The sequence below is a fragment of the Mycobacterium sp. IDUB_37 genome (genome assembly GCF_055419245.1).
On the sequence record NZ_JBVAXG010000001.1, the window covers coordinates 510,662 to 535,853 of the forward strand.

Genomic DNA, 25,192 nt, shown 5'->3' on the forward strand with positions numbered 1-25,192 from the left:
ACCGCCCCTGGCTATTGGGAGTTGGCGGGTACTAGGCGTCTTCGCCGGCGCTGCCGCTCAGGAAGCCTTGCGAGCCGGCGCCTCCACCCTTACCGATGCCGCCGCCGGAACCCCCGTCGTTGCCGAACGGGCTACCAACGGGGCCGGCATTGGCACCGAGCCCGCCCGCGCCGCCGGCGGCGCCGCTGTTGCCGGCGTTGCCGTCGCCGGTGCCGGCAATGGTGCTGAGAATGCTGCCCCCGCCACCCCCGCCGCCGGTCCCGTTGCCACCTGTCCCGCCGGTGCCACCGCTGGGCGGCAGGGCGGTGGAGAAGTTCGCAACATTGCCGCTATTGCCGCCGTTGCCGGCAGTGCTTCCGGCGGACGCGGCCCCGCCGCCCCCGCCGCCGCCGCCAGCCACAGCGGCCTGTCCCCGGGCAGCGCCGCCCGCTCCGCCGCCCCCGCCGGCGCCGGCCATTCCGCCGGCGGTACCGGCAGCGGCGTCACCCGAGCCACCGCCGCCACCGCTGCCGCCTGTACCGGTAGCTGCGCCGAAGCCCGTCGTCGAACCGGTACCGCCGGTACCGCCGATGCCGCCGCCCCCCACCGGCGCCGCCGCTGCCGGAAGCTCCGAGACCGGCGCCAGCGCTGCCGCCGATGCCGCCGGCCTGTGCGCTCAATGCCTGATAGGCCTGGCCGTGGGCGCCGAACAGGGCAGAGATGGCCACCGACACCTCGTCGGCGGCGGCCGCTTGCACCTGCACCGTCGGGGCCAGCGCTGCCGCGGTCGCTTCGCCGATCGCTGATCTGATTTCGGCCAAATCGGCGGCCGCAGCGGCCACCAATTCCGGACTCGCTAATACAACCGACATGGCAGCCTCCCGATTGGCTGACGGGGAGCGTATCGCTCATCGCGAGCCGCTCGCGACATTTTGGCCGACTGCGCCAGAAGTGAAGTGCTGCTGCCTAATTTACGCCTGCGTCAGATAATTGGCCGGCCAGTCGATCAGTGAACTCGGCAGCATCGGCGGGGCTGTCCAGGGCGAACAGCGCGGCGGTGGCCCGATCGCCATCATCGTTGTGCCGCACCAAGATTGGCACGCCACCATCGCGTACGGCGTCGAAGGCGTCCTCATCGGTGATGTCGTCGCCCAGATAGATCGGGACCAGCGGGGTGGATCCCTCGCCACGTAAATGGTCGATCACCCAGTGCAGTGTTTTCCCTTTGTCCCAGTCGAGGTCCGGGCGTAACTCGATGACTTCGCGGCCAGTTGTCACCCGCAGCGCATCCCGCTGGCCGGCGGCGCGCACCGCTGCGGCTACCTCGCCGACCCTGTCCCGCGCGGCGTTGCGGTAGTGCACGGCCACGCCAAAGCGCTTGTGTTCTATCACAACCCCGGGAATCGCCCCGATACGTTCGCGCAGCTGGGCCGCGGCCTCTTCCAGCACCGGTATGGCCGCCGCTGCGGCCTCGTTCTGGTGGTGCGTGCCGTCGGGCGCGGTCAGTTCAAATCCGTGACTACCGGCGTACCAGATGCCCGGCAGCCCGACGCGCTTGGAGACATCGGAGAGATCGCGGCCGCTCAGAATGGCGACCGGGCAGCGGGCCGCCAGCCGCTGCAGTGCTTCGGCCGCACCCGCGACGGGTCTGGCCGCATCCGGATCATTCACGATGTCCGACAGGGTGCCGTCGAAGTCGAAGAACACCGCGGGTGCCCGGACGGCAAAGCCGGCGGCAAGGGTCAGGGCTTGCAAGGCATCCGGAAGCTCGGACATCCTGAGGTCGCCCGTTCGTACGTCGATCTCGCTGAGGTCGGCGACCACGGCGTCGGCGCCAGCCGACGCCGAGTGTCCGGCATCGACCCCGATCACCAAAGCGAATCCCGCCTCGCGTGCGGCGGTTGCCGACGACGCACTCGACGCAACGACGGCGCACCGCCCCGGCAGCACGGCCAGGTGCCCGGCCGTCTGGAGCAGGGCGGCCCGGTAGCCGACGTCGGAGGCGAATGCTTCGGTGCCGACGCGGGCGTCGTGCAATCTGGCAACAAATGCTGCCTTGCTACCGGGGGACGAGGTCAACGCCGCGTCGAGCAGCACCGCGTCGTGGCGGCGTGGGTCGATGGTGAGCGACATGGTCCCACCCTCTCACGGTGGGAATCTCTAGTCGTCGGGTCGGGGGTCAGTGCCGCACGCGTACCGGCGGTGCTGACGGCCGCCACCGAATCGCGTTGTTCGGCAATGCGCGGGACGGGCGCTTGCGTCGGCGGTCGAACAGCAGGACCGAATCCTGGCTGAGCGCCACCAGGCGAGCCATCCCCAGTTCGATGCCGGCGGCGAGCTGCTCCATGTCGGGGACGGCGTCGTAGTCGGCCGTGATGCCGAATACCAACTCGTCGCCATAGCTGAGCACGGCAACCCCGGTGCTCAGCTGCAGAGCCGTCGGCGGGATGGGCAGCACCCGATCCATGCGTTGGCCCAACAGCCGCAATCGTTGTCTCGGACCGGGGGCGTTGGTGGCCAGCGTCACGATGTCTTGCCGGCGCAACCGGGTCAGCGCCTGAAAGGCCTTGGTGCACAGATCGATCGGGGAGAATCCGTTGCTTGGCTGAGTGGTGTGTTCGATTCGGCTCCGGCTGTGCACCGCGCGTAGTTGCCGAATCGGGTCGATGTGTTCGACGGGGAGGTAAGGCAGTGCGGGTGCCAGGGTGCGCAGGGAGTCCGCGCGCGGCTGCTCGCCATTGCGCACCAGGACGCTGCGGAATCCTTCGGTGATCGCGGCGAGCGCAACATCATTGGTGGTGACGCCGAACTTGCGCGCCACGCTGTCGACGGCGGCGCGGGGGATACGCACCGTGCGGTAGCGACGCATCGTGGTCGCCGGATCGGCCGCCGGCCACATCACGCCGGCCGCGGTGACCAGACTGGTGGCGGTGCCGGTGACGACGCGCGTCGCAGCCTTGAGCACGCCGACCGGAGCCTGCAACAGGGTGTCGGTCCAGCTCGGCCCGTCGCCGGACGGAGATGAAATCTGCTTGGCGGCAGTGCTATTGGTGAAGGTGTCACTTTCGGCGTCGTCGCAGAGTCGGGTCAGCAGATGGGCGGCCGAGATGTCGCCGGCGATGCTGTGGTGGATCTTGATCAAGACCGCCCATTGATTGTCCTTGAGACCCTCGATGATCCAGCACTCCCACAGTGGTCGATCGAGATCGAGCGGGCGTTCCAGTGCGTATGCGATGGCCTGAAAAAGTTCCGCCTCGTCACTGGGCGCCGGGAGCGCCACCCGTTGCACGTGTCGGGTGACGTCACAGGCCTGCTCGAAGCTGGGCTGAAACCGTTCTGCCAGTAGTTCTTTGATGAGTTCGTAGTCGGGGACAGCACCGTTGACGACGGCGACCGCGCCTAGTGCCATGCTCGAGTGCTGATCCGAATCTGCTGCTCCGAAGATCCCGGTGTCCGTCGTGGTCAGTTGCTTCGTCATTGCCGGCCCCCACTGCTTTTTTTAATGTGTACCAGTATCGGGGTGCAGCTTGCACGGCGGTAGGTCTGGCAGGTTAAGAACATGTTTTCTACTTAAAGATGGCTTTAACTGCGGCGATGACACTCGCGGCGGTGTTGGCCGCAAATTGTTGCACGTGCGTTTTAAGACTGTTCAGAAGCTGTTCTCGTCACCCATGCCCTAGTTTATCGAACAAACGTTCGATAGACTAGGGCATGGGTTGGCACCACGGACCGCCGAGCTGGGCCGAGATGGCGCGGGTTCTCGAAGGCAAGCCGCGCCATGCCGGGACGGAGGTCCCGGCCGGCCCCGCTGAGGATGGTCCGCTGTCGCAGAAGCGCGGCACCTACACCGCGGAACCACGTGGGCAGCGGAGCCGTTCGTCCATCGCGTATGCCGAGCTGCATACGCATTCCGCGTACAGCTTCCTGGATGGGGCCAGTACGCCGGAGGAGTTGGTCGAGGAGGCCGCCCGGCTGGATCTGCGTGCCATCGCACTGACCGACCATGACGGTCTGTACGGGGCGGTGCGTTTCGCTGAAGCGGCGGTGGAGCTAGGCGTGCGCACCGTGTTCGGTGCCGAGTTGTCTTTGTCGTCGGTTGCCCGCACCGAGCACCCGGACCCGCCCGGGCCGCATCTGTTGGTGTTGGCCCGCGGGCCCGAGGGGTACCGCCGGTTGTCCCGGCAGTTGGCGGCAGCGCATCTGGCCGGCGGTGAGAAAGGCAAGCTGCGCTACGACATCGACGTGTTGACCGAGGAAGCCGGCGGACACTGGCACATTCTCACCGGATGTCGGAAAGGGACTGTGCGTCAAGCACTTTCCGACGGCGGTCCGGAAGCGGCCAAGCAGGCGCTGGCCGACCTGGTGGACCGGTTCGGCGCCGGGCGGGTCAGCATCGAATTGACTCATCACGGCCAACCGCTCGACGACGAACGCAACGCGATACTGGCCGAGTTGGCGCCGCATTTCGGTGTCGGTGTCGTCGCCACCACCGGAGCGCATTTCGCTGATCCGTCCCGTCGCCGGCTGGCCATGGCGATGGGAGCGATCCGGGCCCGGCAGTCTCTGGACGGCGCTGCGGGATGGCTGGCCCCGCTGGGCGGTTCGCACCTGCGGTCCGGTGAGGAGATGGCCCGGCTGTTCGCCCACCGTCCCGAGGTGGTGACGGCGGCCGCCGAACTCGGCGAGCAGTGTGCGTTCGGTCTGGCTTTGATCGCGCCGCAGTTGCCACCCTTTGACGTGCCGGACGGGCACACCGAGGACAGCTGGCTGCGTTCGTTGACCATGATCGGCGCCGCCGACCGCTACGGGCCGGCCGGGCGTGCCACGAAAGCCTATGCCCAGATCGAGCACGAATTGAAAGTGATTGCGCAACTGAAATTTCCGGGCTACTTCCTGGTGGTGCACGACATCACCCGGTTTTGCCGGGAAAACGACATTTTGTGTCAGGGGAGAGGGTCCGCGGCCAATTCCGCGGTCTGCTACGCCCTCGGGGTGACCGCTGTCGATCCGGTGGCCAACGACTTGCTCTTCGAGCGGTTTTTGTCGCCCGCCCGCGACGGGCCACCCGACATCGACATCGACATCGAGTCGGATCTGCGGGAGAACGTCATCCAGTACGTCTACGACAAGTACGGACGTGACTACGCGGCCCAGGTCGCCAATACCATCACCTACCGGAGTCGTAGCGCGGTGCGTGACATGGCGCGCGCGCTGGGTTTCTCGCAGGGGCAACAGGATGCGTGGAGCAAGCAGATCAGCCACTGGTCTGGGCAGCCCGCCGACATCGAGGGCATCCCGGAAGGTGTCGTCGACCTGGCCAACCAGATCCGGAACCTGCCTCGGCACATGGGAATTCACTCCGGTGGCATGGTGATCTGCGACCGGCCGATCGCCGATGTGTGCCCGGTGGAGTGGGCGCGGATGGAGAACCGCAGCGTTCTGCAGTGGGATAAAGACGATTGCGCGGCAATCGGTTTGGTGAAGTTCGATCTACTGGGGCTGGGCATGCTCTCGGCGTTGCACTACGCCAGAGACTTGGTGGCCGAACACAAAGGCCTGGAGGTGGACTTCGCCCGACTCGACCTCTCCGAGCCCGCGGTGTACGAGATGCTGTCGCGGGCCGATTCGGTCGGGGTGTTCCAGGTGGAGTCGCGGGCCCAGATGGCGACGCTGCCGCGGTTGCGGCCCCGGGTGTTCTACGACTTGGTGGTAGAGGTCGCGTTGATCCGACCCGGTCCTATTCAGGGCGGATCGGTACACCCGTACATCCGGCGTCGCAACGGCATCGACCCCGTCGTCTATGACCATCCGTCCATGGAGTCTGCCCTGCGAAAGACGCTGGGCGTGCCGCTCTTTCAGGAACAGCTGATGCAACTGGCGGTCGACTGCGCCGGCTTCTCGGCCGCCGAGGCCGACCAGTTGCGGCGTGCCATGGGTTCCAAGCGTTCGACCGAACGCATGCGACGACTACGCGACCGCTTCTACGACGGCATGCACAGGTTGCACGGCGCCGACAAGGAGGTGATCGAGCGGACCTACGAAAAGCTGGAGGCGTTCGCCAACTTCGGCTTTCCCGAAAGTCACGCGCTGTCCTTTGCGTCGCTGGTGTTCTACTCGTCGTGGTTCAAGCTGCATCACCCGGCGGCGTTCTGTGCCGCACTGCTGCGCGCTCAGCCGATGGGTTTCTATTCGCCGCAATCATTGGTGGCCGACGCGCGACGGCACGGGGTGCTGGTGCACGGCCCGTGCGTCAACGCCAGCCTGGCGCACGCGACTTTGGAGAACACCGGAACCGAGGTGCGGCTAGGGCTGGGCGCGGTCCGTCATATCGGCGACGACCTTGCCGGAAAACTGGCTGACGAGCGGAAAGTCAACGGCCCGTTCGGATCTCTGCTGGATCTGACGACCCGGTTTCAGCTTTCCGTGCCGCAGACCGAAGCGTTGGCAACTGCTGGGGCGTTGGGCTGCTTCGGGATGTCCCGACGGGAAGGGCTATGGGCCGCGGGGGCGGCGGCCACGCAGCGGCCGGATCGGCTGCCTGGGGTGGGCTCCTCGTCACACATCCCGTCGCTGCCGGGGATGAGCGAGCTGGAGTTGGCCGCGGCCGACGTGTGGGCCACCGGCGTCTCCCCGGACAGTTATCCGACCCAGTTCCTGCGAGCAGACCTGGATGCAATGGGAGTGGTGCCCGCGGCCGAGTTGGGCTTGGTGCCCGATGGTGACCGGGTGCTGATCGCCGGGGCGGTGACCCATCGACAACGGCCCGCGACCGCTCAGGGGGTGACGTTCGTCAACCTCGAGGATGAGACCGGGATGGTCAATGTGCTCTGCACTCCGGGGGTGTGGGCGCGGCATCGCAAGCTGGCACATACCGCGCCGGCGCTGCTGATTCGTGGGCAGGTGCAAAACGCCAGTGGGGCAATCACTGTCGTGGCCGAGCGGTTGGGCCGCATCAGCCTGGCGGTCGGTTCGAAGTCCCGGGACTTTCGCTAGCTCGGGTCGCAAGCTCGGCTTCAGCCGGCGCCGCGGGCCCGAGCCATTGGTCTAGCCCATCCCCCGTAAGAGGGACATCAAATCACTCCGCCGCGCGATGTTTGCGCAGCTCATTGCCCATAGCGTTACATGCATGGACGCCGCCACCACCACACTGATCATGGCGACTATTACGGCGTCCTTGTCGCTATCGTTCCAAAGGTGGTACAACGCTAGACCCGCCTGGCATCGACAACAGCCATGGCGGGAGGCGCGAGTTCCTTTGAACTTGCTAGAGAACTACGCGGTGAGTAGACACCAAGCGGTAGCGGCCCCAGAGTAGGACGGGTGCCTACTTCAAAGGTCTGGTTTCTCACTGGAGCATCGCGTGGATTCGGGCTCGAGATCGCACGCAAGATCCTGAGTCAGGGCGACCGGGTGGTCGCGACCGCGCGTCGGGCCGGGCAGATCCACAGCGCGTTCCCCGATGCCGGTGACGCCCTGCTTGCCGTCGACCTCGACGTCACCGACGGTGATCAAGCCGCGGCGGCGGTTCAAGCCGCCGTCGACGCCTTCGGGCGGATCGACGTGCTGGTGAACAACGCCGGCCGTGGACTGCTCGGAGCCGTCGAGGAATCCTCGGACGCCTCGGTGCGTGCCGTTTACGAGGTCAATGTGTTCGGCACCCTGACCATGCAGCGCGCGGTACTGCCGGTGATGCGCCGGCAACGGTCCGGCCACATCATCAACATCAGCTCGATCGGCGGATTGCTCGGCTCGCCCGGATGGGGCGTGTACTGCTCAACCAAGTTCGCGCTGGAAGGCTTCAGCGAAGCGCTGGCCAAGGAGGTCAAGCCGCTCGGCATCTGGGTCACCATCGTCGAACCGGGCTACTTCCGCACCGACTTCCTCGACGCATCCAGCCTGGGCACCGAAGAAACGATCATCGCCGACTACGAATCCACCGCCGGTGCGGTGCGCGTTCACGCCGCCGACCTCAACCACGAACAGCCCGGTGACCCGATCAAGGCCGCCGCAGCAATAGTTGACATCGCGGCCGCCGCCGAGCCGCCGGTGCACCTGCTGCTGGGCACCGACTGCGTCTCGGCGGTAGAAGCCAAAATCGTTGCGCTGCAAGCGGACATCGATAACTGGCGGACGGTCTCGATCTCGACCGACCACGACTAGCCAGTCGGCGTGGTCCACACCTTCGTCGGCGTGATTCGCAGCCGGGCGCTGAAGTCGCCCATCATGTCGGTCAGGCCTTCTCTGTCGGCGGCCTCGCGGTATTTCGCCCAATAAGGTTCGTCGTCGCGGCAGTCCACACCGGTAGCATCCACCGCTGCCGTCCCGCCGATGACGATGATCCCTTGGCCCTGGCCATCGGAGTCCAAATTCACGCTGACCTGGGGATGGGCCTTGATGTGTGCGACCTTGGCCGCGCCGGGCGCGGAGTAGACGATCAGATCGGTGCCGTCAAAGTAGAACCAGATCAGCCGCGGCACCGGCTGCCCCGACTTGGCGACGGTGGTCAGCCAGCCGAAGTAATCGGAGGTGAGCCTGCTGGAAACCTCTTCTGTCAGTTCGATGCTCATGAACTCAAAGGTAGCCTCCACCTATGACACTCAACCTGTCCGTCGATGAAGTCCTGAGCACTACCCGCTCGGTGCGCAAGCGCCTCGATTTCGACAAGCCCGTGTCCCGCGAAGTGCTGATGGAATGCCTTGAACTGGCGCTGCAGGCCCCGACCGGTTCCAACTCGCAAGGCTGGCAGTGGGTGTTCGTGGAGGACGCGGAGCAGAAGAAGGCCATCGGAGACGTCTACCTGGCCAATGCCGGCCCCTACCTCAGCTCGCCGGCACCCGAGTACGCCGAGGGCGACGCTCGCGGCGAGCAGATGGGGCGGGTGCGTAGTTCGGCGGGCTACCTTGCCGAGCACATGCACGAGGCGCCGGTCCTGTTGATTCCCTGCATCGAAGGCCGGGAAGTGCAGTCCCCGTTGGGCGGTGTGTCGTTCTGGGCGTCGTTGCACCCGGCCGTGTGGAGCTTCTGTCTTGCGCTGCGCTCACGCGGGCTGGGCTCCTGCTGGACGACGCTGCATCTGCTCGGTGATGGCGAGCGCAAGGTGGCCGACATCCTCGGCATCCCGTACGAGCAGTACAGCCAGGGCGGGCTCTTCCCGATCGCCTACACCAAAGGCACCGACTTCCGCCCGGCCAAGCGGCTGCCGGCCGAAAGCCTGACGCACTGGAACTCTTGGTAACTATGGCCGAGGTCGTGATCGCGGGTGCCGGCCCCAACGGGCTTATGTTGGCCTGCGAACTGGGCATCGCAGGTCACCGGCCCGTCGTATTGGACCCACTTCCCGGGCCCAACCCGCACAAGCGCGCCAATGGCATTGTCGGACAAGGGGTTCGGATTCTCGACCACCGCGGCCTGTTCGCTGAACTCGCGGCGACCACGGACCCGCCGCAACCGGTGCCCGGCTCCAGCTTCGCGGCCTTCGGGCTGGATTTTTCGAGGCTGGACGATCCTCAAATGTTCATTCTGCACGTCGAACAGCCCAGGCTGATCCAGGTGCTGGTGGCTCGCGCACACGAGTGCGGCGTCGACATCCGCTGGGGACATTCGCTCACCGGATTCGAGCAGGACGCCGATGGCGTCACGGTGCGGGTAGCGGGTCCCGGTGGCAGCTACGATCTGTCAGCCCAATACCTGGTCGGTGCCGACGGCGGTACCAGTCTGACGCGCAAGCTGGCTGGCATCGAGTTCGATGGCACTTCGTCGTACGACGTGGTCGAGCGGATGGCATTCGGGGTACTGCCGCCCGATGATTGGGTCGATCCGGTCAGCGGGGCGCTGCAGGTCCCGGGAGCGGGTGCCTTGCCCGCTCGGCAACTACTGCGGACCGATGGCGGCATTTTTGCCTGGGGCGTGATGGCGGGTCAGTCGGTGGCGTTCACCATCGAATTGGACGGCACGCCACGTGAGCACCCCGATGCCGAGGCCGATGCCGACTCGCCGCTGACGCTGTCCGAACACGAGCAGAGCATCCAGCGCGTAATCGGCGGCCATGTGCCGCTGAGGGCCGAATTGCCCGGAACTGCGCCGGATTTGCGATGGTTCCGTGGCATGAACTCCCGGATCGCGGCACGCTACAAGGTAGGTCGGGTGATTCTGGTCGGCGACTCCGCGCATGTGCATTTCGCGTTGGGCGGACCGGGGCTGAATCTGGGTCTGCAGGATGCGGTGAACCTCGGCTGGAAGTTGGCGGCGGTGCTCGACGGCCGGGTGGATGCCGAGTTGCTCGACACCTATGAGGCCGAGCGCAGGCCGGTGGCCGATCGGTTGATCATGCACAGCCGGGCCCAGCTGGCCCTGATCCGCCCCGGTGTCGAAATCACCGCCCTGCGTGAGCTTTTCGCTGAACTGCTGACGCAGCCCGGCGTCGTCGGTCACCTCGGCGACCTGGTGTCCGGCGCCGACACCCGGTACCCGACGGATGCGGATCAGCACCCGTTGGTCGGCCGATGGGTGCCGGATTTCGCCGTCGCCAACGAGCACGGGACCCAACGCATTGCCGAGTACGCCCGCGACGGTAGACCGCTGCTGGTCGATCTCACCGACGGCGCGTCAGTCGCGTCCGCATTGGCAGGCGCCGACGGTATCACCGTGGCCGCGGGACGCCCAGTCGGAGACATCGTGGCGACGGCGCTGCTGATACGTCCAGACGGTTACGTGGCCTGGGCGTCGTCGCTGTCGGCCCCCGATATCGACGAACTTGGTCGGGTACTGAGTCACTGGTTCGGCTACGCACTTGTCCGCCATTCGGGGGACAGACGAATTCATCCCTGACGTCCCCTTTTGGGGGATACCGGGTAGGCATCGAGTTGGGCAATCTAAGTGACAACAAAGCCTCACCCGAAACCCCAGATCCCAAAAGGAGAAATCATGATCCACGAGATTCTTTTCCAAGAGGTCGAAGCCGCCTACACCATGCCGTCTTTCGTCGTCGAAGACGTCGCCGCCTGACAACACCGGTGGCATGCACCCCAGCCCCCCGAATGCATGCCATCCCTGAAATCCGGCCCGTGCCCCGCACGAGCCGGATTTCTGTATTTGCGGGTATAAATCGTTGCGTGCCGTCCGCAAATGCGATGTCCGATGATGGAAGTTCGGTCGAGATCTTTTCACGGCTGCCGGCCAGTCCGGATCTAGAACTGATCGACGGCCTGTTGGCGCCCAACAGTTCGGTGCTGGACCTCGGTGCGGGTGCGGGCCGGTTGGCGAACCCGCTGGCCGAACTGGGGCATCAAGTCACTGCGGTCGACCAGTCCGCCGACATGCTGGCCCATGTGCGGGCAGCCCACACGGTGCGTGCCCGATTCGAAGAGTTGCGGCTGCCGGACAAATTCGATGCCGTGCTGATGGCGGGCAGCCTGCTCAGCTACCTGGACACCGATATTCGTCGCGCCACCTTGGCTACCGCTGCGCACCACCTCAAACCGACCGGTACCGCCATCATGCAATGGAGATCGCCGCGCTGGTTCGAACTGCGAATCGAAGGTCACCACCGAATGGTCAGCGGGAACACCGTGCAGACCATGACTATTCACCACAATCGCCAGGGTGCGGTCGCCGGCGAGTTCGGTCTGGAAATCGACGGCCAAATTTGGAGCCAGCCGTTTGAATTCCAATTCCTTTCGGTGGCTCAACTCATCGACGAATTGCGTGCTGCGGGACTGCAACTGGACTCCGTCGAGCCGGAATCGACCGAATGGCTGCGGGCCAGCCTGCGTTAAATCGAGCCGGCGTAGCCGTGTTGTCGCCAGGCCTCGTACGCGGCGACCGCCGCCGCGTTGGACAGATTCAACGAACGACGGCCACCCAGCATCGGAATGCGCACCTGCTTGGTGATGTGGGGGTCGGCGAGCGTCTCGGCATCCAGACCCGTGGGTTCGGGACCGAACATCAAGACATCGCCGGGCCGGTACTCGACGTCACTGAACGATGTCGTGGCTTTGGCGGTGAACGCGAACACCTGCACGGCCGGCAGCGCCGCCCACGCCCGCTCGAGTGACGCGTGCACGGTGACCGACGCCAGGTCGTGGTAGTCCAGCCCGGCGCGACGGAGTTTGGGTTCGGACAGATCGAATCCCAGCGGCTCGACCAGATGTAGCTCGCAGCCGGTGGCAGCCGCGGTCCGGATGGCATTGCCCGTGTTCGGTGCGATGCAGGGATAGACGAACATCAGCCGGAACATGCGTTGATCATGGCAAAGAACGCCGGCGGCCTGGGATGGTCCGCTCGCTTGTCCACCGTTCGCAGGACAGGTGGATTCATCCCTCATGCACCCATTCGGTGGATGTCGCACCCGCCCCGACTCGGGCAATCTCAGTGGCGTCAACGCTTCTAGCGAAGCGGCGACCCCGTAGCTGTGGCATGTTCCAAGCCCCCTTAAGACATGCCACGTAGGAGGCAGGCCCGTGCACCCCACGGGCCTGCTTCTGTATTCCGCCCCTCTTCCGCGTGACTTAGCCGCGGCCGGGCGTCGGCGGTCACCAGGACACCAAGAGATCCGCAAGAAATCCACAAGTGCCTTGCCGAAATCTAAGTCTCGAAAGCACCGCCGAGGGCAAGGAGCCGAGATGACAGTCGAATCAGTGCAGGTGAACAACGTCTACCCGCACGCCGACAGCCGCTACGAGAACGTAGAGGCGACCGTCACCTACGCCGTCGACCCGACGCATCTGGCCAACGAGCGCATCACCGACCTCGAGCTCGCGCCGCGCGACCACGACGGCCTGGTGCGCTACGACGCCGACCTGCGCCTGATCCGCCCGGTCGACGGCGGGAATGGCAAGCTGCTGTTCGTGGTGCCCAACCGCGGCGTGCCCACCAACGCGCCCTGGTTGAAGGGCGGCTTCCTGCTCGACCGCGGTTGGACCATCGCTTCCTGCGGCTGGCAGTGGGACGTGCAGCGCGGGCCGGCAATCCTGGGCCTGACGGCACCGCGAGCCGAGGTGGAGCCCGGATTCATGCGCCTGGAGTGGCGTTCCGACGCCGCGAGGGCCGACCACGCGCTGAGCTTCTCGGCACCCGAAATCGAGTCGATCCCCGGCGCTGAGGCGCTTTTCACCTTCACCTCCTACCCGACGATCGACATCAACGACGCCGAAGCGGTGCTGACCGTGCGCACCGCCCCCGACGCCGAGCCGACGACGATCCCCCGGGCTACCTGGCGTTTCACCGACGAAACCCACGTTGCGCTGGACGGCGGCTTCCAGCCGTTCCACTGGTACCGGCTGGTATACCGGACGTCGCTGGCGCCGGTCGCCGGCGCGGGCCTGTTGGCGATCCGCGATGTGGTTTCCCACCTGCGGACCGACCACCTGCTCACCGGCGGCATCGACCACACCTTCGCGTACGGCGTCTCGCAGGCCGGCCGGTTGCTGCGTCAGTTCCTGTCTGACGGCCTCAACATCGACGAGTCCGGCATGACCGTCTTCGACGGAATCTTCAGCGACTTCGCCAGCGCCAACCGTGGCGAGTTCAACCAGCGCTACGCGCAGCCGTCCACCCCGGGGGGCAACGGCGCCACGGCCCCGTTCGCGACCCACGAACTGCTGGCGCGGCAGCGCGAACTCGGCGGCATGCCGAAGACGATCTTCACCAACAGCGCCACCGAGTACTGGCAGGGGGACGGCGCGCTGGTACACGTGGACGCGCACACCGGCATGGACCTGCCCGAGGACGCCGACGTGCGCACCTACCTGCTGGCCGGGACCGACCACTTCGGCAGCAGCAAGATCAAGGACGCACTGCCCGCTGCCAACCCGGTGCACCACCTCGACGTCACGCCGGTCACCCGGGCGCTGCTCATCGCCCTGGAGAACTGGGTCGCCGACGGTATCGAGCCGCCCGCCAGCCGGGTGCCGCGGACCAGCGACGGGACAGCCGTCGCCCGCAAGGACGTGCTGTCCAGCTTCAGCTACGCGAACACACCCTCTCCGGCGTGGCTGCCGTCGGCGCACGTCCACGGCGAGTCACTGATCGACCTGGTCTCCGCGGTCGACGCGGACGGCAACGAGGTAGCCGGAATCCGACTGCCCGCCATCGCCGCCCCGCTGGCCGCCTACACCGGCTGGAACTCCCGCCGGTACGTCCAGGAACTGCCCGATGTGCTCTACGAGCGCGTCGGCAGCAAGCTGTCCTTCGCGCCGGGGCGTCCCTCGGTCACCGACCGGTACCCGACCCGCGATGACTACGCCGGTGCGGTGCGCGTTGCTGCCGAAGCGCTGGTCGCGGACCGGTTCTTGCTGGCCGGCGAGGTGGATGCGGTGGTGCACAAGACCGTCGCGCAGTACGCCGCTTAGCCCGTCACTGGCGTTACCGCCCGGTGCTGATCACCGCGGTCAAGGTCACCTGATCTGAGCTGTCGCCGGATGCGACGATGTCGCCGCTGCTCTGGATGTTCCGATAACTGGTCAACGTCGTCTTGCAGCTGCCATGACTGGGCCGCGTCGTCACCCGCAACGTCGAATCGGCAAAGCCGGGCAAGGTGCCATAACGTCCGCGAAACGACGGCGTGCCACCGGTGCCGACCTGATGTTGCTCGGCCGGCGCCGTGCCGTACGACACCGAGACATCCGCGGCCCCGTCCGCGCCGCACTCGACTTTGACCACGATGCTGGCGTTCGCGCCGGTAACGGTCGGGGTGGTCGCCTGGGTGGTCGTCGTCGGCGTCGTCGTAGCGGATGACGTCGGGCGGGGCTTGGTTGTCGTGGTTGTCGACGTCGTCGAGGCAGCGGTGGTCGACGCCGCAGTACTCGAGCCGCCACCGGTGTGCACGTGCATCGTGCACGCGATGAGGGCCGTGCCCACCAGGGGGAGCGCGGCTCCCAGCACCAGCGATCTTGTGCGACGACTCGTCATAGCTCCCCACAATCGGAACTGGAAGTTTGCCCGGCCGGCCCGCCGGTTCGCCGACCCCGGTGCTCCGGACCTTATCTACTCAGTAACAATTGTGGATGACGTCGGCTAAAGGGCCAGGAACGCCTGTCATACTCGTCGGATTGCCAGGCTTTTCCGTTCGCGGCCATCTGCCGGCGAATAAATCAGGAAGTTTCATGAGGCTCTCGTTTTACGTGGACCCACCAGCGGGCCCAGCGGCGGGTGCGGCCGGCGACACGGCCGCCGGCCCGTGACCATGTTCGCCCGCCCGACCACTGCGGTCGCGGCGGTTCCACCCGAGTTCGCGCCCGACCGCGCCGTCGCGCCGCGTCCGCCCAAGCGTCCGCGTGCCTGGTCGTTGCGAAACTGGCCGGTGCGGTGGAAAGTCTTCGCGATCGTGCTGGTGCCACTGTTGCTGGCGACCGCGTTCGGGGCGTTGCGGGTCCAGGGGGCGATGGACAACTCCAGCGGGCTCCGCCTGGCCGCGGACCGCGCCAACGTTATTCCGGTGATCACGAAGTACATGTCGGCGCTGGACGTTGCTTTGAAGGCGAGTTCCGCCGGACGCGACATACAGGGCGCGAAGACTGACTTCGCGGCACGTAAGAACGAATTGCAGACGCGGGTGGCGCAAACCGATGTGACCGCCGACGTGCGGTCCGGGGTCGACACGCTGCTCAACGGGGGGCAGGCGCTGCTGGACAAGGTGGTCGACAAGAGCGCCGGGCTGCAGGATCGGGTCACCACCTACGCGCCGCTGCTGCTGACCGCCGAGGACGCGATCAACTCGTCAGTGCAGGTCAACAGCGCAGAGGTCCGGTCGCAAGTGCAAGGCCTGAGCCGGGCGGTCGGGGCCCGCGGGCAGATGACGATGCAGCAGATGCTGGTGACCAGCGGCGCCGAAATGCCCGAGCCGGAGCTGCGCTCCGCGATGACCACCCTGGCCGGCACCGAACCGTCGACACTGTTCGGGATGACCGAGGTACTCGGCGTCGGCTCGCCGGATGCCAAAAACCTGCAGCAGCAGCTGGTCAGCCGGATGGCGATCCTTGCCGATCCGGACAGTCAGTTGGTCGACAATCAGGCTTTGCTGCGCTCGATCCAGACCACCCAGGAAATCGCCGAGCAGATCATCGACAACGGCACCGCAGCCGCGACGAAATCGGTGCAGGGGCAGGCCGACTCCCGGCGCGACGCCGCGATCCGCGACGCGGTCGTGGTGTTGGCCGCTATCGCGCTGGCACTGCTGATCGTGCTGGTGGTGGCGCGCGCGCTGGTCAAGCCGCTGCGGGTGTTGCGGGACGGCGCACTGCAGGTTGCCCACACCGACCTGCAGGGCGAAATTGACAGTGTGCGCTCTGGTGGCGAACCCACTCCGGCGCCGTTGCCCGTCTACACCACCGAGGAGATCGGCCAGGTCGCCCACGCGGTCGACGAACTGCACACCCAGGCCCTGTTGCTGGCCGGCGATGAAGCGCGGTTGCGGCTGTTGGTCAATGACATGTTCGAGACCATGTCGCGGCGCAGTCGTTCGCTGGTCGACCAGCAGTTGGCGCTGATCGACCGGCTCGAGCGCAATGAGGAGGATCCCGAGCGGCTGGACAGTCTGTTCCGGCTGGACCATCTGGCCGCTCGGCTGCGCCGAAACAGCGCCAATCTGCTGGTGCTGGCGGACGCCCAGATCTCCCGCGACCAACGCGAACCGGTTCCGCTGTCGACGGTGATCAATGCGGCCGTGTCCGAGGTCGAGGACTACCGACGGGTCGAGACCGGCACTGTACCCGAGTGCACCGTGCTCGGCACGTCAGCCGGTGGCGTCATCCATCTGCTTGCCGAACTGATCGACAATGCGCTGCGCTACTCGCCACCGAACACCCGGGTGAAGGTCGCCGCCGTGCGGGGGAGCGAGGGCGGCGTGCTGCTCCGGATCGCGGACGCGGGCCTGGGCATGACGGACTCCGATCGGCGCATGGCCAACACGCGACTACAGGCCGAGCGGGAAGGGACCCCGGACCCGACGCCGGAGAATGCCCGCCACATGGGTCTGTTCGTGGTCGGACGACTGGCCGCCCGACATGGTGTGCGGGTCGGGCTGCGCGGACCGGCGAATGGGGAGACGGGCACCGGCACCACCGCCGAGGTCTACCTGCCGCTGGCGGCACTCGTCGAGGGCCAGCAGCAGCCCCAGAAGCAGGAACAGCAACCTTTCCCCGCCGAACAGCAGGCGGCCCCCGCCCAGGTGGCGCGACAGTTCTTCGCCGTGCGGCCCCCGCCGTCGGCCGGCGACGGCACCCTCGCCGCAGCGCTGTCCGGTGGCGGCGAAGCCGGTACACCGGTGACGGCGCTCCCGCGCCGCAGTCCCGGATCGAGCGGCATCACCGAGGCTCCCGCCCCGCCCCCGGAGCAGCAGCCCCGGGAGAAGCGTCCACTGCCGACGCCGTGGTGGGAGAAGGGGGCGGCGCCCCAGCCAGCCGCGGCAACCCGGCAGCAACCCGAGTCCACCACGGCGTCGGATACCTCCGCATTCTTTGCGCGGCGCCCCGCACCCGTGCCGGCCAAGCCGCCGCCGCCGGAACCGCCGGACCTCAAACCGTCGGACCCAGAGGACGACGACGTGATCTACCAGCGGATGCTGTCCGAGATCATGGGTGACCCGCGCGAGCTGGCCCAGAGCCCCGACCTGAATTGGCAGACGGTCTGGGACAGCGGTTGGTCGGCGGCGGCCGAAGCCGAGGACCGGCCTATCGAATCGCGCACCGAACACGGCCTGCCAATGCGGACCCCCGGGGCCCGATTGGTGCCGGGGGTAGCAGAGTCCGACCGGCGGCGACAGTCAGCGGCGGTACGCGATCCCGAGGCGGTTCGGTCCTCGATCGGCAGCCACTTCGGTGGCGTGCGCTCCGGGCGGACGCACGCACGCGATACCAGTGAGGAGACCGATCAGCGATGACGGTCCAATCGTCGTACAGCCCGCTGGACTGGCTGGTGTCGAAATTCGTTCGCGAAGTCCCCGGGGTGGCGCACGCGCTGCTGGTGTCGGTCGACGGCTTACCGATGGCGGCCAGTGAGCACCTGCCGCGGGAGCGGGCCGACCAATTGGCCGCTGTGGCGTCCGGTCTGGCCAGCCTCGCCACCGGCGCCGCCCAGCTGTTCGACGGCGGGCAGGTGCTGCAGTCGGTGGTCGAAATGCAGAATGGGTTTCTGCTGTTGATGCGGGTCGGCGACGGCTCGCACCTGGCCACGCTGGCCATGCCGTCGTGCGATATCGGCCAGATCGGGTACGAGATGGCCATCCTTGTCGAACAGGTGGGCAATGTGGTGCAGTCCGCCCGCCGTGCCGAGCCCGAGCCGCAATGGACCGACGCGACCCACTGACAACGGACCTGACGTCTCGCGCGCCAAGCCTGGTGCGCCCGTACACTTTGACGGCCGGGCGGACCGGCACCGACGTCGACGTTCCGCTGGAAGCGCCGGTGCAGGCTTTAGCAGCCGGACTGGCTCACCAGTGGCCGACCGATAATGTGCGAGGCAAGATCATCGAGCTGTGCGGGGACGGCTCGGCACGCCTTTCGGTCGCGGAGCTATCGGCCCGGCTCGATTTGCCGCTGGGTGTTGCGCGCGTCTTGATCGGTGATCTGGTCACCGCCGGTTACGTTCGGGTGCACAGGACCTTGACCGACCGTTCGACCCGTGATGAGCGGCACGAACTCATAGGAAGGACCCTGCGTGGTCTTAGGGGACTCTGAGGCGCGCTCTGGCCCCGGCGTGCACGACACTGCGTCGACCAAGATCGTCGTCGCCGGCGGCTTCGGCGCCGGCAAGACCACGTTCGTCGGCGCGGTGTCGGAGATCATGCCGCTGCGGACCGAAGCGATGGTCACCGATGCCTCTGCTGGCGTCGACATGCTCGATGCCACGCCCGACAAGCGGACCACCACCGTCGCGATGGACTTCGGCCGCATCACCCTCGCCGAGGACCTGGTGCTCTACCTCTTCGGCACGCCCGGGCAGCGGCGGTTCTGGTTCATGTGGGATGACCTGGTCCGCGGCGCGATCGGAGCGATCGTGCTGGTCGATCTGCGTCGACTGCAGGACAGCTTCGCGGCCGTCGACTTCTTTGAACACCGTCGGCTGCCGTTCCTTGTGGCGGTCAATCAGTTCGACGGCGCCCCCAGGTACCCGATCGGTGAGGTGCGCAAAGCGCTGACACTGGCCGAGCACATACCGGTGATCTCGGTGGATGCCCGTGATCGACGGTCGGCCACCGATGCGTTGATCCAGGTGAGTGAGTACGCGCTGGCCAGTCTGGCGAGCAACTGACCGCCTTTCAACAGTGGGCTGACCGCGAATTCACCGGCGAGGACTTCCGGGACGAGGACTTCAGCCAGCTGCGAACCGAACGCGTGGTATTCACCGAGTGCGATTTCAGTGGCGTCAACCTGACCGAATCGCGGCATCGCGGAACGGCTTTCCGCAATTGCATCTTCACTCGAACCACGTTGTGGCACAGCGATTTTGCTCAGTGCAGCATGTTGGGCTCGGTGTTTACGCAGTGCCGACTGCGGCCGGTGAAATTCGATGAAGTGGACTTCACGCTCGCGGTGCTCGGCGGCAACGACCTGCGCGGTGTCGATCTGAGCGGGTGTCGGCTACGGGAAGCCAGCCTGGTCGAAGCCGATCTGCGCAAGTGCGTGCTGCGTGGCGCCGACCTGCGTGGCGCCCGCACCACCGGCGCCCGGCTCGACGAGGCCGACCTGCGTGGCGCCGCCGCCGACGCATCGCTGTGGACCACCGCCTCGCTCACCGGTGCGCGTGTCGACGTCCCGCAGGCGATGGCGTTCGCGTTAGCGCACGGACTGCGCTTCGACGCCTAATTTCCTTGCTCGGGGAGGTACGTCAGCGTCGCTTCAGCCGGATCCGCCACCAGACGAAGCCGGAGTACGCCAACGACAGTACGACCAGCATCCCCATGTCGAACAGCCAGGCGCTGCTGGAATGGGTCCAATGGCTGTCTTCGGGGCTGAGCGAACCGGGTACCAGCTCGCGCAGGTTCACGGTGGCTGCCGACGCGGCATAGCCCCACCGCGCGGGTATCAGCCACGACGCCTGGTCCAGGCCGATCCGGTCGGTAACCGGGATCAGTCCACCTGCCAGTACCAGTTGCAGCATCAGCGACACCACCAGCAGCGGCATGATCTGCTCATTGGACTTGGCCAGCGATGACAGCAGTAAACCGAGTATCGCCGAGGCCACGCACGTCTCGGCGATACTGACGAACAGCTCGAAGCTGGGATTGCCCAGCACCAGCGCTTTTGCCGTCGGTGCACCTTTGCCGATGATCACGATCGCGGTGGCGATGGCGGCCTGGATGACGGCAAACACGAAGTACACCAGGAGCTTGGCGCCCAGATAGGCGAATGTGGACAGTCCCACCGCTTGTTCGCGTTTGAAGATGGCGCGCTCGCCGATCAGGTCTCGGATAGTCAGCGCGGTGCCCATGAAGACGGCAGCGATGGAGAGCAGCGTCAGGATCTGGGCGGCCTCGTCGGGAGTGTTACTCGTCGGCGAGGCCATACCGAAGCCGGTGCTGCCCGGCACCGTCAACGCCAGCAGGCCCAGGATGAACGGCAGGACCGCCAGGAAGATGAAGTAGGCACGGTCGGCCACCACCAGCCGGATCTGCCGTCGGGCGATTGTGGAGAACTGGCGCGGCACGCTGGTGTGCGCGGGCGCGCCCAGGTCTGCCGGCGCCGAGACCGAGTCGGCCGGCCGCCCAAGTGATTCGGCTCGGTTCTGGGCCAGGAAGCGACGGTTTGCCTCGTCCGGGTCGGCGCCGACCTTGGCGAAGATGTGGGCCCAGTTGGTGGTGCCCATCACGTCACCAATCTGGCCCGGCGGACCCAGGTACGCCGTCTTGCCGCCCGGTGCCATCAGCAGCACCTGATCGCACACGTCGAGATAGGTCAGCGAGTGCGTCACCACCAGCACCACGCGGCCGGCGTCGGCAAGCTGCCGCAGCATCGTCATGACCTGCAGGTCCAGGGCCGGGTCCAGGCCGGAGGTCGGCTCGTCGAGGATCAGCAGGGACGGGCCGGTGAGCAACTCGAGTGCCACCGAGGCGCGCTTGCGCTGCCCGCCGGAAAGGTTGTCGACCCGGGTGTCGGCGTGTTTGGTCAGTCCGAGCTCGTCCAGCACCTGCGCCACGACCTGCGCCCGGTCATCCTGGCTGGTGTCGGGCGGCAGACGTAGCTCGGCCGCGTAATTCAGCGCTTGGGTGACCGTCAGTTGCCGGTGCACGACGTCGTCCTGCGGGACCATCCCGATCCTGCTGCGTAGCGAGGCGTATTGCGTGTGGATGTCGTGGCCCTCGAAGGTCACCGAGCCGGAGGTGGGTGTGGTGTTGCCGGCGATCAGCCTGGACAAGGTGCTCTTGCCGGCTCCCGACCCGCCGATGATCGCCGTCAGTGTTCCCGGGCGTGCCGTCATCGCCACGTTGTCGAGCAGGCGTTTGCCGTCGATGGCGAAGACGATGTCGCGAACCTCGAGGCCGCCGGTGCGAGTCGCGGCTTCAGTGCGGCGAACCAGCAGGCCGCCGGTGAATGCCAGGTCGACATTGCCGATGGTGACGACATCTCCGTCGGTCAGGATCGCCGAGCCGACCCGGATGCCGTTGACGAAGGTGCCGTTGATGCTGCCCAGGTCGCGAATCTCGGTGCCGACGGGCGTCGGGGCCAGCTGAGCGTGGTAGCGCGAGGCCAGTACGTCCGAGATGACGATGTCATTGTCGTCGGCTCGTCCGATCCGGGCGGACAACGTCGCGGACCCCGATCCGACACTGGGCGACCGGACCGTCCCGGTCTCGTCTTGTGAGACGGCGGGTGGACGCAGGTTCGGCTGCGCCGCCTGGGTTGGAGGCACCAGGTTCGGCTGCGCCGCCTGGGTTGGAGGCACCAGGTTGTGCTGCGCCGCTCGGGTCGGTGGCAGGTCGGCCTGCGCCTGGCGGCCCGCCCTGGCCGCGTCGGGCGGGATGATCGGGATGCGCGTGGTCCGCTGCGCGCCGTCATCAGGTGGGGCGGGCTGCCGCAACGGGCGCGCCCCGGTGGGTGGCGCGATTGTCTGCAACCTGTCAGTCGGCGGGAGAAGGCCGACGTTGCCAACCTTTTGTCCGACCGCGAAGGTGAGGCGCGGCCCGTCCGGACTGCCCAGGCTGATGGTCTGGCCGTCCTGAATGTCGAGGGCGGGCACCCGCTTGCCGTTGACGAAGATCCCGCTCTGCGAGTTGTTGTCGACCGCGACCCATCGGCCCTGATCGAAGCGCAACAGCAGATGGGCGCGGGAGATCAGTGGGTGCGCGACCCGCAGGTCGGCGCGTAAGTCGCTGCCCACCACCACATCCGGGCCCGCCGCGAAGTCTCGGTGGACGCGCTCTGATCGCACGGTCAGGACCGGTCGCGATGACGAATTCATGAGCTCACAGTAGAGCCGAACTCCGACTTATCGGCGCTTTAGCCGGATTCGCCACCAGACAATGCTGCTGTAGATGATGCACAACAGCGCGAGCATGGTCATATCGAAAAGCCACGCCCCGGTGGTGTGGTTCCAGTGCTGATCTTTCGGGTCGGTCGGGCCGGGGGTGAGGCGGTGGGTGTCGATGGTCGACGACGCCGCGGCGTAGCCCCACCGGGCCGGCGTGGCCCACGACAACTGGTCCAGTACGGCACGGTTGGTCACCCAGATCATGCCGCCGGAGAACACCAGCTGGGACATGATCGCGGTGACCAGCAGCGGCATGATCTGGTCCTGGGACTTGGCGATCGCAGATAACGCCATGCCGAGAATCGCCGAGGTCACACAAGTCGCCGCGACGGTGACGAACAGTTCGAGTCGGACGTCACCCAGCAGCACCGCACCCGATATCGGCTTGCCCCAACCGACTACCGCGATGGTGGTGGCGATGGCGGCCTGCCCGGTCGCGAATGCACAGAACACCACGATCTTGGCCGCCAGATATGCGCCGGTGGAGAGGCCGACGGCCTGTTCACGTTTGAAGATGGGCCGTTCGCCGACGAGGTCGCGGATGGTCAGCGCGGTACCCATGAACACCGCGCCGACGTTGAGCATGACCAGGATCTGCCCCGGCTGATTCGGTGCACTGCTGAGCGGATCGGCCATGTCGAAGCCGGTCTTGCCGCGGACGGTAAGGGTCAGCACACCGATAAGGAACGGCAGCAGCGCCAGGAACACGGTGTAGCCGCGGTCGGAAATGACCAACCGCACCTGACGGCGGGCAATGGTGGAGAACTGGCGGTACCCGTTGTTGCTCACCGGCTCGCCGAGGTCGGCCGCGGGACTGGCCGCGGCGGGACCTTGCTGCTCCTGCCTGCCTTCCAGGAAGCGGCGATTGGCCTCGTCGGGGTCGGCGCCCACCTTGGTGAAGATGTCGGCCCAGTTGGTGGTGCCCATGGCCGCGCCGATCTGGTCAGGCGTGCCCAGGAACGCGGTCTTGCCGCCGGGCGCCAGCAGCAGGATCTGATCACAGACGTCGAGGTAGGACACCGAGTGCGTGACCACCAGCACCACGCGGCCGGCGTCGGCGAGTTGACGCAGCATCATCATCACCTGGCGGTCCAGCGCCGGATCCAGACCGGAGGTCGGCTCGTCGAGGATCAGCAGTGACGGCCCGGTGAGTAGTTCCAGCGCGACGGACGCGCGCTTGCGCTGGCCGCCCGACAGTTTGTCGACGCGGGTGTCGGCGTGCTTGGTCAGTTCGAGTTCTTCGAGTACCTGTGCCACCACCTGGGCGCGGTCGCCCTTGCTGGTGTCGGGCGGCAACCGCAGTTCGGCGGCGTAGCCGAGCGCCTGATTGACGGTCAGCTGGCGATGCACGACGTCGTCCTGCGGGACCATGCCGACCCGGCTGCGTAACGACGCGTACTCGTGGTGGATGTCGTGGCCCTCGAAGGTCACATTGCCGGTACTGGGGCTGGTGTACCCGGCGATGAGCCGGGACAGCGTGGATTTGCCTGCGCCGGACCCACCGATGATGGCGGTCAGGGTGCCCGGTCGGGCGGTCAGCGAGATGTGGTCGAGGAGTTGCTTTCCGCCCTCGACGGTGAAGGTGACCGCGTTGACCTCGAGGCCGCCGGTCCGGGTGGCCACCGCGGTGCGGCGCACCAACGTGCCGCCACTGAACACCAGGTCGACGTTGCCGATGGTGACCAGGTCGCCTTCGGTCAGGATCGCCGACCCGACCCGCACCCCGTTGACGAATGTGCCGTTGACGCTGTTGTTGTCGCGGATCTCCGCGCCCAGCGGTGTCAGGGTCAGAAACGCGTGCTGACGGGAAGCGAGCACGTCCTGAATGACGATGTCATTGTCGGTCGATCGCCCGAGTGTGACCGACCCCTTGGGCTTCTCGTGTGAGCCGGTCTTGGTCAGCAGGGCCTGGAACATCTTGGTCGCGATGTTCCCCTGCTCAGGGGGCTTGGCCCCGGCAGGTGGTGGCGGCCCGGGTGGCGCCTGCCGCGGTGGCGCCGCCGGGAAGTTCGACGACGACGGCGGCGGCTGCCCGCTCATGGGGTATCCCGGCGGCGGCCAGGGGGCAGCGCTGCTCGGGTACATGGGTTGCCCGCCGGGCGGTGGGGGAGGGGGGCCACCGGGATTCGGCCGAGCCGGCGGTGGGCTGCCGCCCCAGTTCGGTTGCCGACCAGTCCCTGCCGCAGCGGGCGGGCCGGCCGGACCGGGCGGGGCGACCGCGAAATTGCCGGACGGCGGGGCCGGTGGGATGCGCATCGACTCGGTCTGCGGCGGGCGGCCGGCCGGTCCGACGTGCCGCCCGATTTCGAAGGTGAGCAGTGGCCCGTCTGGGTTTCCGATGTTGACGCTCTGGCCATCGTGTAGATCGACCACCGGCACGCGGTGGCCGTTGGCGTACGTGCCGTTCAGGGAATTGTTGTCGATCGCCAGCCAGCGACCCTGGTCGAAGCGCAGCAGCAGATGGGCGCGCGAGATCAACGGATGTGTGATTCGCATGTCGGCGCGCAGGTCACGGCCGACCACCACATCGTGGCCCGCCGCGAAGGTGCGCTCGGACCCGTCGTGGCGAACCGTCAACGCGGGCGGGGCGGGCGTAGGCATCGGTCCAACTTTAGCGCCTATACATATGCCGGCGATTTCGGTGAAGGCGGCATGTCCTACCCGTGTATCGAGGGTCGGGTCAGCGGCCGGCGCACGTGGCTGTCGGCCGTTGGCTGCCTCGGCCCGCGGCCGTGCCGGGTTCGTGTCGGCT

At 66.9% G+C, this 25,192-nt stretch carries 20 protein-coding genes and 1 pseudogene; 12 read left to right on the top strand and 9 right to left on the bottom strand.

Going from position 1 to position 25,192, the window contains the following annotated elements; genetic code table 11:
* Nucleotides 1-31 precede the first annotated feature (31 nt).
* The 4 genes and pseudogenes from ACZY1I_RS02465 to ACZY1I_RS02480 all read right to left on the bottom strand — a co-directional run bounded on the left by ACZY1I_RS02465 (nucleotide 32) and on the right by ACZY1I_RS02480 (nucleotide 3,457).
* Nucleotides 32-586, bottom strand: coding sequence for a hypothetical protein (locus ACZY1I_RS02465; RefSeq protein ID WP_463752681.1), 555 nt, complete (start codon nucleotides 584-586; stop codon nucleotides 32-34).
* A gap of 58 nt (nucleotides 587-644) precedes the next feature.
* Nucleotides 645-851: pseudogene (locus ACZY1I_RS02470) on the bottom strand (PE family protein); the annotation flags it as partial.
* 94 nt (nucleotides 852-945) lie between these two features.
* A complete protein-coding gene (otsB, locus tag ACZY1I_RS02475; RefSeq protein WP_463752682.1) occupies nucleotides 946-2,112 on the bottom strand; it encodes a trehalose-phosphatase in 1,167 nt (388 codons plus the stop codon).
* Between the two features lie 46 nt (nucleotides 2,113-2,158).
* A complete protein-coding gene (locus ACZY1I_RS02480; RefSeq protein ID WP_463752683.1) occupies nucleotides 2,159-3,457 on the bottom strand; it encodes a wax ester/triacylglycerol synthase domain-containing protein in 1,299 nt (432 codons plus the stop codon).
* Nucleotides 3,458-3,690: 233 nt separating this feature from the next.
* Here ACZY1I_RS02480 and ACZY1I_RS02485 point away from each other — a divergent pair, with 233 nt between their 5' ends.
* On the top strand, nucleotides 3,691-6,972 hold the full coding sequence (locus ACZY1I_RS02485; RefSeq protein WP_463752684.1) for an error-prone DNA polymerase: 3,282 nt from the start codon (nucleotides 3,691-3,693) through the stop codon (nucleotides 6,970-6,972).
* A gap of 327 nt (nucleotides 6,973-7,299) precedes the next feature.
* Nucleotides 7,300-8,139, top strand: a complete 840-nt coding sequence (locus ACZY1I_RS02490) for an oxidoreductase (RefSeq protein ID WP_463752685.1) — start codon at nucleotides 7,300-7,302, stop codon at nucleotides 8,137-8,139.
* Here ACZY1I_RS02490 and ACZY1I_RS02495 read toward each other — a convergent pair.
* Nucleotides 8,136-8,546, bottom strand: coding sequence for a TIGR03667 family PPOX class F420-dependent oxidoreductase (locus ACZY1I_RS02495; protein ID WP_463752686.1), 411 nt, complete (start codon nucleotides 8,544-8,546; stop codon nucleotides 8,136-8,138). The two genes, ACZY1I_RS02490 and ACZY1I_RS02495, sit on opposite strands and share 4 nt — an antisense overlap.
* Before the next feature lie 23 nt (nucleotides 8,547-8,569).
* Here ACZY1I_RS02495 and ACZY1I_RS02500 point away from each other — a divergent pair, with 23 nt between their 5' ends.
* The 4 genes from ACZY1I_RS02500 to ACZY1I_RS02515 all read left to right on the top strand — a co-directional run bounded on the left by ACZY1I_RS02500 (nucleotide 8,570) and on the right by ACZY1I_RS02515 (nucleotide 11,753).
* Nucleotides 8,570-9,214, top strand: a complete 645-nt coding sequence (locus tag ACZY1I_RS02500; RefSeq protein WP_463752687.1) for a nitroreductase family protein — start codon at nucleotides 8,570-8,572, stop codon at nucleotides 9,212-9,214.
* 2 nt (nucleotides 9,215-9,216) lie between these two features.
* Complete coding sequence (locus tag ACZY1I_RS02505) at nucleotides 9,217-10,806, top strand: FAD-dependent monooxygenase (protein ID WP_463752688.1); 1,590 nt, start codon at nucleotides 9,217-9,219, stop codon at nucleotides 10,804-10,806.
* 48 nt (nucleotides 10,807-10,854) lie between these two features.
* Entirely contained in the window at nucleotides 10,855-10,983 is a 129-nt protein-coding gene (locus tag ACZY1I_RS02510; RefSeq protein WP_463752689.1) for a hypothetical protein, read from the top strand.
* 107 nt (nucleotides 10,984-11,090) lie between these two features.
* Nucleotides 11,091-11,753 carry a class I SAM-dependent methyltransferase gene (locus ACZY1I_RS02515; protein WP_463752690.1) on the top strand — a complete coding sequence of 221 codons (663 nt, stop codon included), beginning with the start codon at nucleotides 11,091-11,093 and terminating at the stop codon, nucleotides 11,751-11,753.
* Here the strand turns inward: ACZY1I_RS02515 and ACZY1I_RS02520 are convergent.
* Nucleotides 11,750-12,214 (bottom strand): tRNA (cytidine(34)-2'-O)-methyltransferase, encoded by a 465-nt coding sequence (locus ACZY1I_RS02520; protein ID WP_463752691.1) that lies wholly within the window; start codon nucleotides 12,212-12,214, stop codon nucleotides 11,750-11,752. The two genes, ACZY1I_RS02515 and ACZY1I_RS02520, sit on opposite strands and share 4 nt — an antisense overlap.
* A 385-nt stretch (nucleotides 12,215-12,599) precedes the next feature.
* Between ACZY1I_RS02520 and ACZY1I_RS02525 the strand changes: the two genes are divergently transcribed.
* Nucleotides 12,600-14,327 (top strand): alpha/beta hydrolase domain-containing protein, encoded by a 1,728-nt coding sequence (locus ACZY1I_RS02525; RefSeq protein ID WP_463752692.1) that lies wholly within the window; start codon nucleotides 12,600-12,602, stop codon nucleotides 14,325-14,327.
* A 13-nt stretch (nucleotides 14,328-14,340) separates the two neighbouring features.
* Here the strand turns inward: ACZY1I_RS02525 and ACZY1I_RS02530 are convergent, their stop codons facing one another.
* Nucleotides 14,341-14,886 (bottom strand): hypothetical protein, encoded by a 546-nt coding sequence (locus tag ACZY1I_RS02530; protein WP_463752693.1) that lies wholly within the window; start codon nucleotides 14,884-14,886, stop codon nucleotides 14,341-14,343.
* Between the two features lie 268 nt (nucleotides 14,887-15,154).
* Here ACZY1I_RS02530 and ACZY1I_RS02535 point away from each other — a divergent pair, with 268 nt between their 5' ends.
* Genes ACZY1I_RS02535 through ACZY1I_RS02555 form a run of 5 tightly spaced genes read left to right on the top strand, consistent with a single transcriptional unit; the run spans nucleotide 15,155 to nucleotide 19,778 of the window.
* Entirely contained in the window at nucleotides 15,155-17,854 is a 2,700-nt protein-coding gene (locus ACZY1I_RS02535) for a sensor histidine kinase (protein WP_463752694.1), read from the top strand.
* Nucleotides 17,851-18,279 carry a roadblock/LC7 domain-containing protein gene (locus tag ACZY1I_RS02540; protein ID WP_463752695.1) on the top strand — a complete coding sequence of 143 codons (429 nt, stop codon included), beginning with the start codon at nucleotides 17,851-17,853 and terminating at the stop codon, nucleotides 18,277-18,279. Before ACZY1I_RS02535 ends, ACZY1I_RS02540 begins: the two co-directional genes overlap by 4 nt.
* Complete coding sequence (locus ACZY1I_RS02545) at nucleotides 18,258-18,650, top strand: DUF742 domain-containing protein (protein ID WP_463752696.1); 393 nt, start codon at nucleotides 18,258-18,260, stop codon at nucleotides 18,648-18,650. The genes ACZY1I_RS02540 and ACZY1I_RS02545 overlap by 22 nt, the downstream gene beginning before the upstream one ends.
* A 19-nt stretch (nucleotides 18,651-18,669) precedes the next feature.
* Complete coding sequence (locus tag ACZY1I_RS02550) at nucleotides 18,670-19,224, top strand: GTP-binding protein (protein ID WP_463753472.1); 555 nt, start codon at nucleotides 18,670-18,672, stop codon at nucleotides 19,222-19,224.
* The gene (locus ACZY1I_RS02555; RefSeq protein ID WP_463753473.1) at nucleotides 19,221-19,778 is read left to right on the top strand and encodes a pentapeptide repeat-containing protein; all 558 of its coding nucleotides are present in this window, start codon (nucleotides 19,221-19,223) and stop codon (nucleotides 19,776-19,778) included. Before ACZY1I_RS02550 ends, ACZY1I_RS02555 begins: the two co-directional genes overlap by 4 nt.
* 22 nt (nucleotides 19,779-19,800) lie before the next feature.
* Here the strand turns inward: ACZY1I_RS02555 and ACZY1I_RS02560 are convergent, their stop codons facing one another.
* A complete protein-coding gene (locus tag ACZY1I_RS02560; RefSeq protein WP_463752697.1) occupies nucleotides 19,801-22,371 on the bottom strand; it encodes an ATP-binding cassette domain-containing protein in 2,571 nt (856 codons plus the stop codon).
* 27 nt (nucleotides 22,372-22,398) lie between these two features.
* Nucleotides 22,399-25,041 carry an FHA domain-containing protein gene (locus ACZY1I_RS02565; protein ID WP_463752698.1) on the bottom strand — a complete coding sequence of 881 codons (2,643 nt, stop codon included), beginning with the start codon at nucleotides 25,039-25,041 and terminating at the stop codon, nucleotides 22,399-22,401.
* Nucleotides 25,042-25,192 lie beyond the last annotated feature (151 nt).